Consider the following 16,418-nt stretch of genomic DNA (forward strand, 5'->3'; position numbering starts at 1 on the left):
AGGCCCCCTTCGCCGTGCGACGCTGACGGCGGATGGAGAACGCAGACGCGATGCCGCTGCCGGCGATCCTGGCGATCGCCGGCTTCTTCACCGTGATCGTCGCGATCGCCGTCGTGGTCGCCCGGGCGCTCGCGCGGAGCTACCGGCCGGTCGGCGAGGAGAGGTCCCGCGCCGACCGCCTCCAGGTGGGCGGAGTCCGCGTCGAGGCAGGCATCACGGCGTGGGCAAGGCACCCGGGCGGCGGCGAGGAGGCCCCGACGATGCGCCTTCACGTGCGCTTCCCGTTCCGCGGATCCTCGCACGATGCGGAGCTCGTCGTCCGCATCGATCGCGCGCTCGTCGCCGGCTTCTCCCCCGGGTCGACCGTCCACCTGCTTGTCGATCCCGCTGATCCGAGTGATGTCGCGATCGATCGATCCCGCAGCCCCGTCGAGCTGCCGCGCTCCCGGTGAGCTCCGGCGCGGAAACGCGAATCGCCCCGGCCGAGTGGCCGGGGCGATTCCTGCGTGTGGAGCCTAGGAGATTCGAACTCCTGACATCTTGCTTGCAAAGCAAGCGCTCTACCAACTGAGCTAAGGCCCCGAGAGGAGACGGAGTGGGGCTACCAGGACTTGAACCTGGGACCTCTTCATTATCAGTGAAGCGCTCTAACCGCCTGAGCTATAGCCCCGTCTTGCGAGAGCCGAACTCTCAACCTGCAAGAGCATACCCGAACCGGGGGGCCGGCGCCAATCGACGCCGCCCTCCCGGGGGTGTCGCACCCGATCGGCGGTGAGACTAGCCCGGGTCGCCGATACCTGCGCCCGGAGCGCTAGTCCGGGCGACGGGGGCTAGTCTCACCGGAAAGGGGCCGCTCAGCCGAGCGCGACCGCGATCTCGTTGGGCGCGGCCTCGAGCTCGACGGTCGCGACGGTCTCGCCCGTCGTCAGGTCGACGGCGTGCACGGCGTTCGAAGCGGGCTCGGTGACGTAGGCGATGTCGCCGTTCACCTTGATCGTGGGGTGCGGGTCCTGCCATTCGGCCGGCCCTTCCCACGGCTCCACGACGGGGAACGCGTCGACGATCTCACCCGTCTCGGGGTCGAGCACGTGGATCTGTCCGTCGGTCGAGAGGATGTACGCGAGATCCTCCGGCCCGCGCACGACATCGCGGTACGTGTACTGCACCTCGTCCGGCAGCTCCACGACCTCGTAGGTGTGCGCGGCGGTGTCGATGAGCGTCACCGCGTTGAGCAGGTAGCCCTCGGCGTCGGGGTCGCTCTTGTAGTCGCCGACGACGATCGGGCTCGTCTCCGAGACGTACGCGTTGCCCATCCGCCCGTACTCGTCGGGCGCCGTGAACTTCTCGAACGCGCCGTCGTGGAAGAGGAGCGCGCCATCCTCGCAGCCGAAGATCACGGCCTCGCCGGCCGCGGTCCCCTCGCCGTGGATGCCGGGGCACTCGTCGCTCGACGCGAGCTCATCCCAGTGGTCGTCGTGCGCGTGGAGCGCGACGGCACCCGACCGCGCGGTCTCGTCGCCGACGGTCGTGAGAAGAGTGCCGTCCTCGAGGACGATCGAGACGCCGTGGTGCGCGGCCTCGGAGCGATGCGTCTCACCCTCCGGGAGCGCGTCGTAGCCACCAGCGAACACGTCGGTGTCGAGGATGGTCGTCTCGCTCGTCGCGTCGTCGTAGAGCACCGTCTTCCCCTCGTGCACGACGACGTGCCCGGCGGCAGCCGCCTCGAAGACGAGATCGGTGAGCTCGGGCGCTCCCGTGTCGAGGACCTGGAACCCCTTCGACGTGGTCACGGCGATCGTCCGTCCGTCGCCGAACGGATTGAGCCGCGTGAACTCCTCGGTCTCGAAGGTGTCCACCACCTCGAGCGAGGTGCCGTCGAGCACCGCGATGCCGTTCTCGTAGGCCACCGCGACGCGACCCTCCGCCGGAGCCGCCGGCTCCTCGCTCGCGGTGTCGGGGGCGGCACCTGAGCCCGACGTGGTCGCGCACGCGGTCGCGAGGAGGGAGACCCCCGCGATCACGGCCGCCGCCGTCAGACGTCGTGTGTGTCGTGTCATCGTGTTCCTTTCCGGGATGGCCTTCAGCTCAGGCCCTGGGAGATGCGCTCGGTGTTCGCGCGCATCATGATGAGGTAGGTGTCGGCGCCCTCTCCGGGCTCCGTGAGCGACTCCGTGAAGAGCTCGACGACGTCGACCTCGATGCCGACCTCGCTCGCGAGCACCTGCACGAGCCGGTCGGGCTGCGAGGACTCCGCGAAGATCGTCGGAACCCCCGCCTCCTCGATCGCGCCCGCGAGGTCGCGCAGATCGGCGGCGCTCGGCGCCGCGAGAGTGGTGCCGCCGGGGATGACCGCGCCGATCACGCGGAAGTCGAAGCGGTCGGCGAGGTATCCGAAGACGTGGTGGTTCGTGACGAGGGCACGTCGCTCCTCGGGGATCGCCGCGAACGCCGCGGTCATCTCCTCGTCGAGCGTCGCGAGCTCGCTCCGATAGGCGTCCGCGTTGCCTCCGACGACGGCGGAATCGATCCCCGGGATGCCGGCGACCGCCGCCTCGAGCGCATCGACGACCTCGACCATCCGCGCAGGGTCGGTCCAGAAGTGCGGGTCCGGCGCACCGCCCTCGGCGTACGGCAGGACGTCGACGACGTCGCCGGCCGCGAGCATCCGCGCCCCCTCCGCCTCCGCGCGGTCGAGGTGCTGCTGCAGCCCCTCCTCGAGGCCGAGCCCGTTCGACACGATGAGGTCGGCATCGCCGAGCGACGCGGCCTCCTGTGCCGAGATCTCGAAGGAGTGCGGATCGGCGTTGCGCTTCATGAGGGTGAGCACCTCCGCCTCGTCGCCCACGACGCTCTGCACGACGTCGCCGAGGATGTTCGTGGTCACGACGATCCGCGGCGTCTCGTCCGCGGGGGCGATGGCCGCGCACCCGCTCACCGCGAGCGCGAGCGCAGCCAGCAGCCCGGCAGCCATCCGCCTCATCGCCCGACCTCCGCGACGAACGCGGGAGCCGTCGGCGTCTCGAGCGATCGCGCGACGCGCGCGCCGTCGGCGTAGGCGATCTCGTGGACGACCCCCTCGCGCGGCGCGTTCACGTACGCCCGCTGCGCATCGACCGTGAGCGAGACGTCCGCGAGCGCGTCGGCGTCGGCCAGCGTCTGCGGCAGGAGCGGCTCGGACGCCCCGATCTCCGCACCGGTCTCGGCGAGGTAGACGCGCACGCGGCCCTCCGCATCGAGTGCGACGACATGACCGTCCGCATCGTCGACCGCCGCGACACGCAGAAGCGGTGCCTCCGTCTCGACGAGCCGCCACGCCCGCTCCCGGGTGTCGAGCAGCCAGAAGCCGCGCTCCCCCGCGAGAGCGGCGACCGTCGGGCGCCCCTTGCGGCCGTCGAACGCGGTCGCACGCTCGGCGGTCGTCCCCTCGGGGTACGGGATGCGCTCGAAGACGGGCTCGCCGCGGTCGACCGTCGCGAGCACGGCGCCGTCGGCGCAGCCGACGACGAGCCCGACCCGCGTCGTGATCGTGCCCTCGGCGTCGACGCACGGCGTCTCGGCCTCCGCCTGGTCGCCCTCTGCCGTGACGAAGCGGAGGCTCTGCACGCGACCGTCCGCGTCGGCCTCGCTCACGAGCGCGCCCGCACCGAGCGGCGCGATGACGCCGTCGGCGGAACCGGCGTCGAGACGCAGCGTCTCGACGATCTCGCCGTTCGAGAGCGCCTTGTTGTCGAGCAGCACGGCGTCTTCGCCGAGGACGATGCCCGTCGCGCCGGCCGTCGCGAGGGGCCCCGTCGAGACCGCGGCGGTGCCCGACCCCTCGAGCGTGCCGACGAGGCGCGGGGCCGCGCGGTAGTAGTGGAAGTGGTCGACGTGATCCCAGGTCCACGTGCCGCTGTCGACGATCTCGACCCCGGCCTCGGTCGTCGCGAAGACGTAGCGGCCATCCGTCGCGACCGCGGTCGGAGCACCGATCTCGCCGAGCTCCACGGCCGTTCCGTCGAGCAGGTCGAGCACCCCGACGGCCCCCTCCTCGTCGATCGAGACGAGCTGAAGCGGCGGCTCGTCGACCTGAGCGGCCCCGGCCACCGATCCGTGTCCGTCGGCTGCCGGTGACGAGCTCGTCGGCGGCGCGGCCGCGGGTGCTGTTCCGGCGCATCCGGCGAGGAGCAGAGCTCCCGCACCCAGGGCAATCGAGAGTCGGAGGCGGGGGAGGTTTCGGGGCATGGGTTCCTTCCGGGTCATCGGATCGCCGCCGTTCGGGCGATGCGCGGTTCGCGCGGGCGCGCGGTCGCGGAGGCGTGCGTCGGCCCATCCGGGGTCTGCGCGCCGTGGGTCGCCGTGCGGCGGCGCATGCGGTCGATGCTCGATCGGACGACCCCCGACAGCGCCGCGAGGAGGATGGCGCTGCCCGCGATCGAGGCGCCGGCCGCGGTGCCCGCGTTCCACGACACGAGGAGGCCCACGAGCACCGAGAGCGCGCCGATCGCGCCCGCGAGCGCCATCGTGACGGGGATCCGCGTCGTCCAGGGCCGCGCGGCGACCGCGGGTGCGAGCAGGAGCCCCACGACGAGCAGCGACCCGACGGCCTGATACGACGAGACGACCGCGAGCGTCACGAGCCCGACCAGCGCGAGCTGCGCACGACGGGGGCGCAGGCCGAGGGTGTGCGCGATACGGCGGTCGAACGCCGACGCGACGAACGCGCGATGGAACAGGGCGGCGACCGCGACGGTGACGACGAGCGCGCCGGCGAGGAGCGCGATGTCGCCGAGGTCGACCGCGAGGATGTCGCCGAAGAGCATGGCGGTGGCATCCGTGGCGAAGGTACGCGAGTGCGACACGATGATCACGCCGAGGGAGAGCATCCCGACGAAGAGCAGGCCGATGCTCGTGTCGTACGACAGCCGCCCCCGCCGCTGCAGCGCTCCGATGGCCGCGCTCATCGCGACGGCGCTCACCGCGCCTCCGATGAGGACCGGCAGCCCCAGCACGGTCGCGATCGCGACGCCCGGGAGCATGCCGTGGCCGATCGCCTCGCCGAGGAAGGCCATCCCGCGGATGACCACCCAGGTGCCGACGATGCCGCAGATGAGGGCGACGAGCACGCCGCCGGTCAGGGCGCGCAGGACGAACGCCGTGCTGAGGGGATCGAGGAGCCAGGAGGACACGGTGGTCGAGCCTAACCCAAAATGAGAACGATTATCAATTGCTATAGTGGGCGGGATGCGCTCCCACCGCCCCGCCCTGCTCGCCCATTCGCTGTGCTTCGCCTACGGAGCGGAGGATGCCGTGCACGACATCTCCATGCATCTCGCCTTCGGCGAGGTGACGGCGATCGCGGGCGCCAACGGCTCGGGGAAGTCGACCCTCGTCGAGCTCCTCGCCGGCGTGCGCACGCCGCGGTCAGGTCGTGTCTCTCGAGACGGTGACGTCGCCCTCGTGGTGCAGCGCCCCGAGGCACCCGACACCCTGCCCGTGACGGTGCGCGAGACGGTCGCGATGGGCACCTGGGCGCGCGGGGCCCGCCGTCGCCGAGCGGATGGCCGGCGAGCGGTCGCCGACGCGATCGCGCGCGTCGAGCTCACTGGCCTCGAGGAGCGCCCTCTCTCCAGCCTCTCGGGAGGGCAGCGTCAGCGCGCCCTGCTCGCGCAGGGGATCGTGCGTCGCCCGGCCATCCTGCTCCTCGACGAGCCCGCCGCCGGGCTCGACTCGCGCAGCCGCGACCGCACCCGCGCCATCCTGCGCGAGGAGGCCGCGCGCGGAGCGGCGGTCGCCTGCGTGACGCACGACGAGACGTCGATCACGGCGGCCGACCGGGTCATCCGCCTCGAAGCGGGACGCGTGGTCGCCTGAGGCGAACGCGAAAGGGCCGGGCATCCTCGGATGCCCGGCCCTTCCCGCGTGAGGCGAGTCAGTTCGAGGTGAAGCCCACGAGCAGACCGCCCGTGATCTTCACGGCGAGGTTGTAGATCCCCGCCACGACCGCGCCCAGCACGGTCACGACGATGAGGTTGAGGATGGCCACCACCGCGGCGAACGCCATCACCTGCGGCAGCCCGACGAACGCGGACAGCGTCAGCTCGCCGTCGGAGAACGCCGCCATGAGCTCATCGGCCTGGGCGATGAGGCCCGTCGTCTGCACGACCATGTAGATGAGGAAGAACGTCACGATCGTCACGACGGCGAGCGCCACCGCGGCGAGGAAGGACAGCTTCACGGCCGACCAGAAGTCGACGTACACCAGGCGCAGACGCACCTGCTTCGCGCTGGTCTTGTGCGCCTGCTTCTTGGCGAGCTTGTCCGCTACTGTGCTCATGCGTCAGTGGTTCCTTCGGGGGTCTCGGATCCCGGGGCCGCCTCGTCGGCGTCTTCCCCGCTCTCGTCGCTCAGCCCGCGTTCGGTGTTTCGGGCGATCGCGAGGATGCGGTCGTTCTTGTCGGGCCGCGCGAAGACGACACCCATCGTGTCGCGGCCCTTCGCAGGTACCTCGGCCACGGCAGAGCGTACCACCTTGCCCTTTTCGAGAACCACGAGAACCTCGTCATCCTCCTGGACGATGAGGCCGCCGGCCAGCACGCCGCGGTCGTCGTTGAGCTTGGCGACCTTGATGCCGAGACCGCCGCGGCCCTGGACCCGGTACTCCTCGATCGCGGTGCGCTTGGCGTAGCCGCCGTCGGTCACGACGAACACGTACGAGCCGGGCGCCGCCACCGATGCCGACAGCAGGTCGTCGCCCTCGCGGAACGACATGCCCTTCACGCCGCTCGTCGAGCGGCCCATCGGACGCAGCGCGTCATCGGTCGCCGAGAACCGCAGCGACATGCCGTGGTGGCTGATGAGGAGGATGTCGTCGTCCGCGTTCACCGTGAGCGCGCTGACGAGCTCGTCGCCGTCACGCAGGTTGATCGCGATGATGCCGCCCTGGCGGTTCGAGTCGTACTCCGTGAGCCGCGTCTTCTTCACGAGGCCCGAGCGCGTCGCGAGCACGAGGTACTCGGCGTCGTCGTACGACTTCAGCTCGATCACCTGGGCGATCTGCTCATCGGGCTGCAGCGCGAGGAGGTTCGCCACGTGCAGGCCCTTCGCGTCGCGGCCGGCCTCGGGAACCTCGTAGGTCTTCGTCCGGTAGACGCGGCCCTTCGTCGTGAAGAAGAGGAGCCAGTGGTGGGTCGTCGTGACGAAGAAGTGCTCCACGACGTCGTCGGCGCGCAGCTGCGCGCCCTTCACGCCCTTGCCGCCGCGGCGCTGGGAGCGGTAGTTGTCGCTGCGCGTGCGCTTGATGTAGCCCTCGCGCGTGATCGTGACGACCATCTCCTCCTCGGCGATGAGGTCCTCGATCGACACGTCGCCATCGAAGCCGTGGAGGATGTGGGTGCGGCGCTCGTCGCCGAAGCGGTCGACGATCTCGGTGAGCTCCTCGCGGATGATCACGCGCTGACGGCCCTCGTCGGCGATGATCGCCTTGTAGTCCTCGATCTGCGCCTCGAGCTCCGTGGCCTCGTCGATGATCTTCTGGCGCTCGAGGGCGGCCAGGCGGCGCAGCTGCATCTGCAGGATGGCGTCGGCCTGGATGTCGTCGATCTCGAGGAGCGCCTTGAGGCCCTCGCGCGCCTCGTCGACCGTCGGGGAGCGGCGGATGAGCGCGATCACCTCGTCGAGGGCGTCGAGCGCCTTGAGGTACGCGCGCAGGATGTGCATGCGCTCCTCGGCCTTGCGGAGGCGGAACTCCGTGCGGCGGACGATGACGTCGAGCTGGTGGGCGATCCAGTAGTGCACGAAGCCGTCGAGTGGGAGCGTGCGCGGCACGCCGTCGACGATCGCGAGCATGTTCGCGCCGAAGTTCGTCTGCAGCTCAGTGTGCTTGTAGAGGTTGTTCAGCACGACCTTCGCGACCGCGTCGCGCTTGAGCACGATCACGAGACGCTGGCCCGTGCGGCCGGACGTCTCGTCGCGGATGTCGGCGATCCCGGTGACCTTGCCCTCGCGGGCGAGCTCGCCGATCTTCACGGCGAGGTTGTCGGGGTTCACCTGGTACGGGAGCTCGGTGATCACGAGGCACGTGCGGCCCTGGATCTCCTCGATCTCGACGACCGCGCGCATCGTGATCGACCCGCGCCCCGTGCGGTACGCCTCGTGGATGCCCTTCGTGCCGAGGATCTGCGCACCGGTCGGGAAGTCCGGGCCGGGGATCCGCTGCATGAGTCCCCCGAGCAGCTCCTCGCGCGGCAGGTCGGGGTTCTCGAGAGCCCACAGGGCGCCGTCGGCGACCTCGCGCAGGTTGTGCGGCGGGATGTTCGTCGCCATGCCGACCGCGATGCCGACCGAGCCGTTGACGAGGAGGTTCGGGAAGCGCGCCGGGAGGACCGACGGCTCCTGGGTCTCGCCGTCGTAGTTGTCCTGGAAGTCGACGGTCTCCTGCTCGATGTCGCGCACCATCTCGAGCGCGAGCGGGGCCATCTTCGTCTCGGTGTACCGGGGCGCAGCCGCGCCCTGGTTTCCGGGCGAGCCGAAATTGCCCTGTCCCTGTGCCAGCGGGTACCGCAGCGACCAGGGCTGCACGAGGCGCACGAGGGCGTCGTAGATCGCCGTGTCGCCGTGCGGGTGGTACTGACCCATCACCTCGCCGACCACGCGGGCGCACTTCGAGAACTTCTTGTCGGGCCGGTAGCCGCCGTCGTACATCGCGTACACGACGCGGCGGTGCACGGGCTTGAGGCCGTCGCGCACATCCGGAAGGGCACGCCCCACGATCACGCTCATCGCGTAGTCGAGGTAGCTGCGCTGCATCTCCGACTGCAGGTCGACCTGGTCGATGCGGCCGTGGTTGTGGGCCGCCGTGAGGTCGGGGCGCTGCTCGTCGTTGCTCTCGTCAGTCATGGTCTCTCAGTTTCGGATCAGTTCGTGAGGTCGGCGTGCGACATCTCGACTCGCTTCGCTCGCTCGACGACCGGGTGGCGTCTCGCTCGCCGGAGTCGTCAGATGTCCAGGAACCTCACGTCCTTCGCGTTGCGCTGGATGAAGCTGCGGCGGGACTCGACGTCCTCGCCCATGAGCACCGAGAAGATCTCGTCGGCCGCGGCGGCGTCGTCGATGGTCACCTGACGCAGCGTGCGCGTCTCGGGGTTCATCGTCGTGTCCCACAGCTCCGAGTCGTTCATCTCGCCGAGACCCTTGTAGCGCTGGATGCCCGCGTCCTTCGGGAGGCGCTTGCCGGCGGCCGCGCCCTCCTTGAGGAGCGCGTCGCGCTCGCGGTCGCTGTAGACGTACTCGTGCGGCGCGTTCGACCACTTGAGGCGGTACAGAGGCGGCATCGCGAGGTACACGAAGCCGGCCTCGACGAGCCCACGCATGTAGCGGAACAGCAGCGTCAGCAGGAGCGTCGTGATGTGCTGGCCGTCGACGTCGGCATCCGTCATCAGCACGATCTTGTGATAGCGCGCCTTCTCGATGTCGAACTCGGGCCCGATGCCCGTGCCGAACGCCTGGATCATCGCCTGGACTTCCTTGTTGCCCAGCGCCTTGTCGATGCGCGCGCGCTCGACGTTGAGGATCTTGCCGCGCAGGGCGAGGATCGCCTGCGTGTGCGGGTCGCGGCCGCCCACGGCCGAGCCGCCTGCGGAGTCTCCCTCGACGAGGAAGATCTCGCTGATCGACGGGTCCTTCGACGTGCAGTCCTTGAGCTTGTCGGGCATCGCGGCCGACTCGAACACGCTCTTGCGACGCGCCGTCTCGCGCGCCTTGCGCGCGGCCATCCGGGCCGTCGCCGCGTCGATCGCCTTGCGGATGATGTTCTTCGCCTGCGCGGGATTCCGCTCGAACCAGTCGGCGAGCTGGTCGTTCACGACCTTCTGCACGAAGGCCTTGGCCTCGGTGTTGCCGAGCTTCGTCTTCGTCTGGCCCTCGAACTGCGGCTCGGAGAGCTTCACGGAGATGACGGCGGTCAGCCCCTCGCGGACGTCGTCGCCCGTGAGGTTGTCGTCCTTCTCCTTGATGATGTTGTTCGCACGCGCGTACCGGTTGACGAGAGAGGTGAGCGCCGCGCGGAAGCCCTCCTCGTGGGTGCCGCCCTCGTGCGTGTTGATCATGTTCGCGTACGTGAAGACGTTCTCGGTGTAGCTCGTCGTCCACTGCATGGCGATCTCGACGGCCATCCGGCCATCGCCCTGCTCCGACTCGAGCACGACGATCTCCTCGTTCACGCGCTCGGCCTTGCGCACCTTGTTCAGGTACTCGACGTAGTCGACGAGGCCGCGCTCGTAGTGGAAGACGTTGTGGCGCTTGACGATCTCGGTCGAGCCGTCCTCGGCCTCGACCTCCTCCGCCGACGACTCGCGCTCGTCCGACAGCTCGATGCGCAGGCCCTTGTTGAGGAACGCCGTCTGCTGGAAGCGGGTGCGGAGGGTCTCGTAGTCGAACTCGACGCCCTCGACGAAGATCTCCGCGTCGGGCCAGAACGTGATGCTCGTGCCCGTCTCCTCGGTGGCCTCGCCCTGCTCGATCGGCGCGATCGGCACGCCGCCGCCCGAGAACGACTGGCGCCAGACGTAGCCGTCGCGCTTGACCACCGCGTCGAGGCGGGTCGAGAGCGCGTTGACGACCGACGAACCGACGCCGTGCAGGCCGCCGGAGACCGCGTAGCCGCCGCCGCCGAACTTGCCGCCCGCGTGCAGCACGGTGAGGACCACCTCGAGCGTCGACTTGCCCTCGGTCTTGTGCATCGCGACGGGGATGCCGCGGCCGTTGTCGACGACCCGCACACCGCCATCCGCGAGCAGCGTCACGACGATCGTGTCGCAGTAGCCCGCGAGCGCCTCATCAACCGAGTTGTCGACGATCTCGTAGACGAGATGGTGCAGACCGCGCGGACCGGTCGAGCCGATGTACATGCCCGGGCGCTTGCGCACGGCCTCGAGGCCCTCGAGGACCTGGATCGCATCGGCGCCGTACTCGTTCTGCACCTTGCGGGGGCCCGATGCGGCGTCGCCCCTCTCGTCTGCCCGACCGTCGTCGATCGGCTCGGACTCGTTCTGAGGGGTTTCGCTCGTCATAGGAAGAAGTGCTCCACATCTGTGATCGGCAGCCTTCCGAGTCTATCGTCCCGAGCGCTCGGCCGCGGCCGTCACCGCCCGTCTCACGCGAGAAAAACAGGCAGCCTACGATCCGACCCGTGCTAGCCGTAGGTATCGCGCGGGCCGCGCCCTGGAACGCGCCTGATGCCGTGATTCCAGGAGGGCACGTCGGGCCCGAAGAAGCGGATGTCGGTGACGCCCGCCTCGGGGTACAGCTGCACGACCCGCGTGAGGAAGTGCGCGCGCATGAGATGCATCTGCTTGCTGCGCGGCGTCGAGTCGCACCGCACGACGACGACGCCGTTCGAGAAGGTCTCGATCCGGGAGTGCGCGGCGTTGTCGGGCCCGGCGATCTCCTCCCAGTTCAGGGCGAGGTCCTCGCGCTGGAGGTGCGGCTCCCATCCGCTCGATCGGGTGAGCACGTCGAGCGCCTCTCCCAGCGGCTTCGGGTCGCGCCCCGGCGCGAACGGCGCGTTCTCATCGTCGTCGTCGACGATCCGCCGCTTCTTGCGATACCTCTTGCTGGGCTCGAGCCCGCGCAGCCGCAGGTAGGTCGCGATCGTCTCGGGGACCTCGGGCTCAGCCATCCGAGGGCTCCGGAGAGAGCGGATGGTCCGCGAGCGGCCCGAGGACGGCTCCGGCCTCGATGCGCACGGCGTTCGCACGCAGCGGCTCGGGCACGTCGGCGGCGACGGCCGCGGTGACGAGCACCTGCTCGAAGTCGGCGACCACGTCGGCCAGGCGCCGGCGGCGGTCGGCATCGAGCTCGGCGAACACGTCGTCGAGGATGAGGATGGGGTCGCCGCCCTGAGACTCGGCGCGCAGCAGCTCGGCCGACGCGAGGCGCAGGGCGAGCGCGACCGACCACGACTCGCCGTGCGACGCGTAGCCCTTCACGGGGAGGCCGCGAACCGTGAGCAGGAGGTCGTCCCGATGCGGACCGACGAGGGTCAGCCCGCGGTCGAGCTCCTGCGCGCGGCGCGCCGCGAGCGCGGACCGGAAGAGCTCCTCGGTCGAGCCCTCGTCCGCGCCGGCGGGCAGCTCATCCCCCTCCTCGGGATCCGCGCCGCGGACGGAGAGCACCCAGCTGAGCTCGGGGCGATGGTCCTCGCCCGCCACCCCCGCGTAGGCCGCGGCGACGGGCTCGGCGAGATCCTGCGCGAGGCGCACGCGCGCGTCGATGAGCTGCGAGCCCAGCGCCACGAGCTTGTCATCCCACACGTCGAGCGTCGACAGCTGCGCCCCCTTGAGGCCGCGCGCCCGCGCGGACTTCAGCAGCGCGGTGCGCTGCCGCAGGGTCCGCTCGTAGTCGGCGATGACGCCGGCCATGCGCGGCGTGCGCTGGATAAGCAGCTGATCGGCGAAACGACGACGCTGCGAGGGGTCGCCGCGCACGATCTGCAGGTCCTCGGGGGCGAAGAGCACGGCCTGCGCGTAGCGCGGCAGCTCGGAGGTGCGCACGGGAGAGCCGCTCACGCGGGCGCGGTTCGATCCCTGCTTGTTGATCTGGAGCTCGAGGGTCACCCGACGGGCGCCGTGTGCGAGGCGCGCGCGGACGAACGCCGCGTCCTTCCCCTCGCGCACGAGCGGGGCATCCGACGACACCCGGTGCGAGCCGAGCGTCGCGAGATACGCGATCGCCTCGGCGAGATTGGTCTTGCCCTGGCCGTTCCGTCCGACGAGGACGTTCGGCCCCGGCTGCAGGGCGAGCTCGGCCTCTGCGTAGTTGCGGAAGTCGACGAGGCTGAGGTGCTCGACGATCATGTCCTCGACCTCCTTCCGAGATGCGCGGAGGCGATCCAGGACGTCGTGTCGCGACGTTTCGTCTCGCTCCGCTCGCTCAACGACCGATCAGCGGCGCGCGGCCCGCGCCGGGGCCCTACCTCAGCAGCAGGTTCGGCTGGAGCAGGTACTTGAACGAGTCCTGACCCGCCTGGTCGACCGACGTCTGGCTCGTGATGAGGATCGGGCTCAGCTTGTTCGCGTTGTCGCTCGACGTGAACGTCACCCGCACGAACTCGCTCTTCACCGCGCCGAGCGCCTCGAGCAGGTACTGCGGGTTGAGCCCGAGGGTGACCTCGTCGCCGCCCGTGAGGTGCGCGTCGACCGACTCGGACGCGCGGGCCTGGTCGCCGCCCGAGGCATCCATAGTGACCTGCGAGGTCGAGAACGTGAAGCGCAGCGGCGCCGAGCGGTCGAGCACGAGCGACACGCGGCGCACGGCCTCCGCGAGGTCGGCGGTGCTCACCACCGCGTAGTGCTCGGTCTGCGCGGGGAACAGACGGCGGACCGGCGGGAAGTTGCCCTTGATGAGCAGCGACGTCACCGTCTTGTTGCCGGCCGTGAAGGCGATGATCTCGCGGTCGCCCGACCCGGAGAACGCGATCGAGATGTTGCCGCCGTGGGAGAAGGTCTTGCCGACCTCCTGCAGCGTGCGCGCCGGCACGAGCGCCGTCGCCTCCTGCTGGCTGCCGTCCCACGGGATGTCGCGGAGCGCGACGCGGTACCGGTCCGTGGCGACGAGGCTCAGGCCCGTGCCCGAGACCTCGAGCTGCACGCCGGTGAGGACGGGGGTCACGTCGTCGCGCGACGCGGCGAACGCGACCTGCGAGATCGCGGTCGCGAAGTCGTCGCCGGGAACGAGGCCCGACTCGCCCGTGACCTCCGGGATCGCCGGGTATTCCTCAACCGGCATCGACGCGAGGGCGAAGCTCGCGGAGCCGCACGTCAGCGCGATGTTGCCGTCGTCCTCGGTCGAGATCTGGATCGGCTGGTTCGGCAGGCGGCTCGCGATGTCGGAGAGCAGTCGGCCGTGCACGAGGATCGTGCCCGGCTCGTCGACCGTGGCCTCGATCGTCGTGCGCGCCGACGCCTCGTAGTCGAACGCCGAGAGGGCGAGGCTGCCGTCGCCGTTCGCCTCGATGAGGACGCCCGCCAGGATCGGCTGAGGGTTGCGCTGCGGCAGCAGCTTGACGACGAATGAGACGGCCTCGCTGAAGACGTCGCGGTTCACGTGGAACTTCACGTGTCGCTCCCCTCGGAATCACAACAACGGGCGCTCTTGGCCCACGGGTCTCCCATGCTAGTGCCCCGCGTTCGACCGTCCGTCGAGAAGGTCATCGGAGGCCCTTTCCGACAAGAGATCTCTTAACCGTGTTAACCGCTGTGGACAGTGTGGATAACTCTGTGGATGCGAGGCGGGAGTAGGGAACGACATGTGTGTGACTTGTGGAGGAGCTGCGGACGCGTCGTGGACGGCTCGGATGGCCGCCGAGCCGCTGTCACAGGCGGTTCCACACATCCGTGGCGTGTCCTCCACACCGTCCGAGGCGTGTCTCCCCAGTTATCCACAGGAGTTTTCACATGGGGAGAACTTGTTATAGGGGGTCGACGCGCCCTGCGTCAAGAGCGCGTTCAGGCATACGTCACGCGGCGTACAGGTGACGGAAAGCGCATGTCCCGATCGAGGCCGTATTGTCCGGCAGACGCCGACGAGGGCCCGGAACGCGTGGTTCCGAGCCCTCGTGCGGGAAGGGCGGGTCAGCGCCGCCCGAGCTGCGTGGTGATCTCCTGCACCTGGTTGTAGACCGAGCGCTTCTCCTTCATGAGCTCGTTGATCTTGCGGTACGCGTACATCACCGTCGTGTGATCGCGTCCTCCGAAGAGCTGCCCGATCTTGGGGAGCGAGAGGCTCGTGCGCTCGCGGCAGAGGTACATGGCGATCTGACGGGCCTGCGCGACGGACTGGGCGCGGCTCGAGCCGTGCAGATCGTCGGCGGTGAGCTTGAAGTAGCCGGCGGTCACGCTGATGATGTCGTTCGGCGACACGACGGTGTCCTCGGACTGGTCGACGATGTCGCGCAGCACGGTCTGGGCGAGCTCGAGGGAGACGGGCGACCTGTTGAGGCTCGCGAACGCCGAGACGCGGATGAGGGCGCCCTCGAGCTCGCGGATGTTCGTGGAGACGTTCGACGCGATGTACTCGATCACGTCGTCGGGGATGTCGAGGCGCTCGGCCTGCCCCTTCTTCCGCAGGATCGCGACGCGCGTCTCGAGATCGGGTGCCTGGACATCCGTGATGAGGCCCCATTCGAAGCGGCTGCGCATGCGGTCCTCGAAGCCCGTGAGGAGCTTGGGCGCGACGTCGCTCGTGATGACCACCTGCTTGTCGTGGTCATGCAGCGTGTTGAAGGTGTGGAAGAACGTCTCCTGCGTCTCTGCCTTGCCCTGCAGGAACTGGATGTCGTCGATCAGCAGGATGTCGACCTCGCGGTACCGCGCGTTGAAGGCGGCGCCGCGGTTGTTCGCGATCGAGTTGATGAAGTCGTTCGTGAACTCCTCGCTCGAGACGTAGCGCACGCGGACGCCCGGATAGAGGTTGAGCGCGTAGTCGCCGATCGCGTGGAGGAGGTGCGTCTTGCCCAGGCCCGAGTCGCCGTAGATGAAGAGCGGGTTGTACGCCTTGGCCGGTGCCTCGGCGACGGCGACGGCCGCGGCGTGCGCGAACCTGTTCGACTGGCCGATGACGAAGTTGTCGAAGGTGTACTTCGGGTTGAGGCGGGTGTCCTCCCGCGACCTGCTCTGCGGCGGCGCCGACGCGGACGTCGATGCGACAGGGCGCTGCGGAGCCTCCACGGGGACCGGCGGCGCGGGCGCGTCGAAGGACGCCTCGGTGAGCTCGGGATTCACCGACACGCGGAACGACTTGGCGTCGGCGCCGATGCGCTCGAGCGCCTCCATGATCGGCTCGCGCATGCGCTTGTTGATCTGGGCGGCCGTCAGATCGTTCGGCACGTCGATGTAGAGGGTGCCCCCCATGACGCCCTGAGGGACGGCGAGACTCAGGTATCCCTCGAGAAGAGGAGTGATCCGATCGTCGCTGGCCAGCTCCGCCAGCACCGTGCGCCAGACGGGGACGTCCGGGATCTCGTGCGCGCTCATGGCCTCCCCTAGCCTGTGGATAACTTCGTGACACGCTAGTGGATGGATGGCGAACGGCAAACTCCGTCTTGGCGCGCGCTCGCGTGTTCCTGCGGGCGCGGATCCGACACTGTGGAGATACTGTCAGGTTGTCCGCCTCATTTGCAGGATCGCCCTCGGTCGGCGTACTCTAAATCGGTTGACTTATGCCCTTCCGGGCTCCACCAACTCTCGTCTCCGGTCACATGATTCCGGTGACCATCCCTCCGGAGTGATTCCATGAGCAAGCGCACTTTCCAGCCCAACAACCGCCGTCGTGCCAAGAAGCACGGCTTCCGCGCTCGTATGCGCACCCGCGCCGGCCGCGCCATCCTCGCCGCACGTCGCGGCAAGGGTCGCGTCGAGCTCTCGGCGTAATCCCGACGACGA

At 69.5% G+C, this 16,418-nt stretch carries 14 protein-coding genes, 2 tRNA genes and 1 pseudogene; 3 read left to right on the plus strand and 14 right to left on the minus strand.

Annotated elements, in window-relative coordinates:
• Positions 1-32 precede the first annotated feature (32 nt).
• Positions 33-452 carry a hypothetical protein gene (locus M1D46_RS02335; RefSeq protein WP_456286488.1) on the plus strand — a complete coding sequence of 140 codons (420 nt, stop codon included), beginning with the start codon at positions 33-35 and terminating at the stop codon, positions 450-452.
• Between the two features lie 57 nt (positions 453-509).
• Here the strand turns inward: M1D46_RS02335 and M1D46_RS02340 are convergent.
• The 6 genes from M1D46_RS02340 to aztB all read right to left on the minus strand — a co-directional run bounded on the left by M1D46_RS02340 (position 510) and on the right by aztB (position 5,168).
• Positions 510-582: transfer RNA gene (locus M1D46_RS02340), tRNA-Ala, on the minus strand.
• 14 nt (positions 583-596) lie between these two features.
• Positions 597-670 (minus strand) — tRNA-Ile (locus tag M1D46_RS02345).
• Positions 671-854: 184 nt separating this feature from the next.
• Positions 855-2,057 carry a zinc metallochaperone AztD gene (gene aztD / locus M1D46_RS02350; protein WP_456286489.1) on the minus strand — a complete coding sequence of 401 codons (1,203 nt, stop codon included), beginning with the start codon at positions 2,055-2,057 and terminating at the stop codon, positions 855-857.
• A gap of 23 nt (positions 2,058-2,080) precedes the next feature.
• The gene (gene aztC, locus M1D46_RS02355; protein ID WP_456286490.1) at positions 2,081-2,980 is read right to left on the minus strand and encodes a zinc ABC transporter substrate-binding protein AztC; all 900 of its coding nucleotides are present in this window, start codon (positions 2,978-2,980) and stop codon (positions 2,081-2,083) included.
• Positions 2,977-4,224, minus strand: a complete 1,248-nt coding sequence (locus M1D46_RS02360) for an ABC transporter (protein WP_456286491.1) — start codon at positions 4,222-4,224, stop codon at positions 2,977-2,979. The genes aztC and M1D46_RS02360 overlap by 4 nt, the downstream gene beginning before the upstream one ends.
• Before the next feature lie 14 nt (positions 4,225-4,238).
• On the minus strand, positions 4,239-5,168 hold the full coding sequence (gene aztB, locus M1D46_RS02365; RefSeq protein WP_456286492.1) for a zinc ABC transporter permease AztB: 930 nt from the start codon (positions 5,166-5,168) through the stop codon (positions 4,239-4,241).
• A 55-nt stretch (positions 5,169-5,223) separates the two neighbouring features.
• Between aztB and aztA the strand changes: the two genes are divergently transcribed.
• A complete protein-coding gene (gene aztA, locus M1D46_RS02370; RefSeq protein ID WP_456286493.1) occupies positions 5,224-5,853 on the plus strand; it encodes a zinc ABC transporter ATP-binding protein AztA in 630 nt (209 codons plus the stop codon).
• Positions 5,854-5,911: 58 nt separating this feature from the next.
• On the opposite strand, the gene M1D46_RS02375 is transcribed toward aztA, so the two are convergent.
• From M1D46_RS02375 to M1D46_RS02410, 8 genes and pseudogenes are all read right to left on the minus strand, one after another.
• A complete protein-coding gene (locus M1D46_RS02375; protein ID WP_271172522.1) occupies positions 5,912-6,316 on the minus strand; it encodes a DUF3566 domain-containing protein in 405 nt (134 codons plus the stop codon).
• Complete coding sequence (gene gyrA / locus M1D46_RS02380; protein WP_271172523.1) at positions 6,313-8,877, minus strand: DNA gyrase subunit A; 2,565 nt, start codon at positions 8,875-8,877, stop codon at positions 6,313-6,315. Before gyrA ends, M1D46_RS02375 begins: the two co-directional genes overlap by 4 nt.
• 98 nt (positions 8,878-8,975) lie before the next feature.
• On the minus strand, positions 8,976-11,048 hold the full coding sequence (gene gyrB, locus M1D46_RS02385; RefSeq protein ID WP_282978355.1) for a DNA topoisomerase (ATP-hydrolyzing) subunit B: 2,073 nt from the start codon (positions 11,046-11,048) through the stop codon (positions 8,976-8,978).
• A gap of 122 nt (positions 11,049-11,170) precedes the next feature.
• Positions 11,171-11,656, minus strand: a complete 486-nt coding sequence (locus M1D46_RS02390) for a DUF721 domain-containing protein (RefSeq protein ID WP_271172525.1) — start codon at positions 11,654-11,656, stop codon at positions 11,171-11,173.
• Positions 11,649-12,833 carry a DNA replication/repair protein RecF gene (gene recF, locus M1D46_RS02395; protein ID WP_282978357.1) on the minus strand — a complete coding sequence of 395 codons (1,185 nt, stop codon included), beginning with the start codon at positions 12,831-12,833 and terminating at the stop codon, positions 11,649-11,651. The genes M1D46_RS02390 and recF overlap by 8 nt, the downstream gene beginning before the upstream one ends.
• Before the next feature lie 115 nt (positions 12,834-12,948).
• On the minus strand, positions 12,949-14,094 hold the full coding sequence (gene dnaN, locus M1D46_RS02400; RefSeq protein WP_271172527.1) for a DNA polymerase III subunit beta: 1,146 nt from the start codon (positions 14,092-14,094) through the stop codon (positions 12,949-12,951).
• A gap of 515 nt (positions 14,095-14,609) precedes the next feature.
• Complete coding sequence (dnaA, locus tag M1D46_RS02405) at positions 14,610-15,869, minus strand: chromosomal replication initiator protein DnaA (protein WP_374727778.1); 1,260 nt, start codon at positions 15,867-15,869, stop codon at positions 14,610-14,612.
• A pseudogene (locus M1D46_RS02410) lies at positions 15,842-16,010 on the minus strand (chromosomal replication initiator protein DnaA); the annotation flags it as partial. The gene dnaA and the pseudogene M1D46_RS02410, both read right to left, overlap by 28 nt.
• Before the next feature lie 258 nt (positions 16,011-16,268).
• On the opposite strand from M1D46_RS02410, the gene rpmH reads away from it, so the two are divergent.
• Positions 16,269-16,406 (plus strand): 50S ribosomal protein L34, encoded by a 138-nt coding sequence (rpmH, locus tag M1D46_RS02415; protein ID WP_156242570.1) that lies wholly within the window; start codon positions 16,269-16,271, stop codon positions 16,404-16,406.
• The last annotated feature ends 12 nt before the right edge of the window (positions 16,407-16,418 follow it).

It is taken from the genome of Microbacterium sp. JZ70 (genome assembly GCF_053903225.1).

Coding starts and splice junctions, on each gene's coding strand:
- M1D46_RS02335 (WP_456286488.1), top strand. CDS start 33: ATGGAGAACGCAGACGCGATGCCGCTGCCGGCGATCCTGGCGATCGCC.
- aztD (WP_456286489.1), bottom strand. CDS start 2,057: ATGACACGACACACACGACGTCTGACGGCGGCGGCCGTGATCGCGGGG.
- aztC (WP_456286490.1), bottom strand. CDS start 2,980: ATGAGGCGGATGGCTGCCGGGCTGCTGGCTGCGCTCGCGCTCGCGGTG.
- M1D46_RS02360 (WP_456286491.1), bottom strand. CDS start 4,224: ATGCCCCGAAACCTCCCCCGCCTCCGACTCTCGATTGCCCTGGGTGCG.
- aztA (WP_456286493.1), top strand. CDS start 5,224: ATGCGCTCCCACCGCCCCGCCCTGCTCGCCCATTCGCTGTGCTTCGCC.
- M1D46_RS02375 (WP_271172522.1), bottom strand. CDS start 6,316: ATGAGCACAGTAGCGGACAAGCTCGCCAAGAAGCAGGCGCACAAGACC.
- gyrA (WP_271172523.1), bottom strand. CDS start 8,877: ATGACTGACGAGAGCAACGACGAGCAGCGCCCCGACCTCACGGCGGCC.
- gyrB (WP_282978355.1), bottom strand. CDS start 11,048: ATGACGAGCGAAACCCCTCAGAACGAGTCCGAGCCGATCGACGACGGT.
- M1D46_RS02390 (WP_271172525.1), bottom strand. CDS start 11,656: ATGGCTGAGCCCGAGGTCCCCGAGACGATCGCGACCTACCTGCGGCTG.
- recF (WP_282978357.1), bottom strand. CDS start 12,833: ATGATCGTCGAGCACCTCAGCCTCGTCGACTTCCGCAACTACGCAGAG.
- rpmH (WP_156242570.1), top strand. CDS start 16,269: ATGAGCAAGCGCACTTTCCAGCCCAACAACCGCCGTCGTGCCAAGAAG.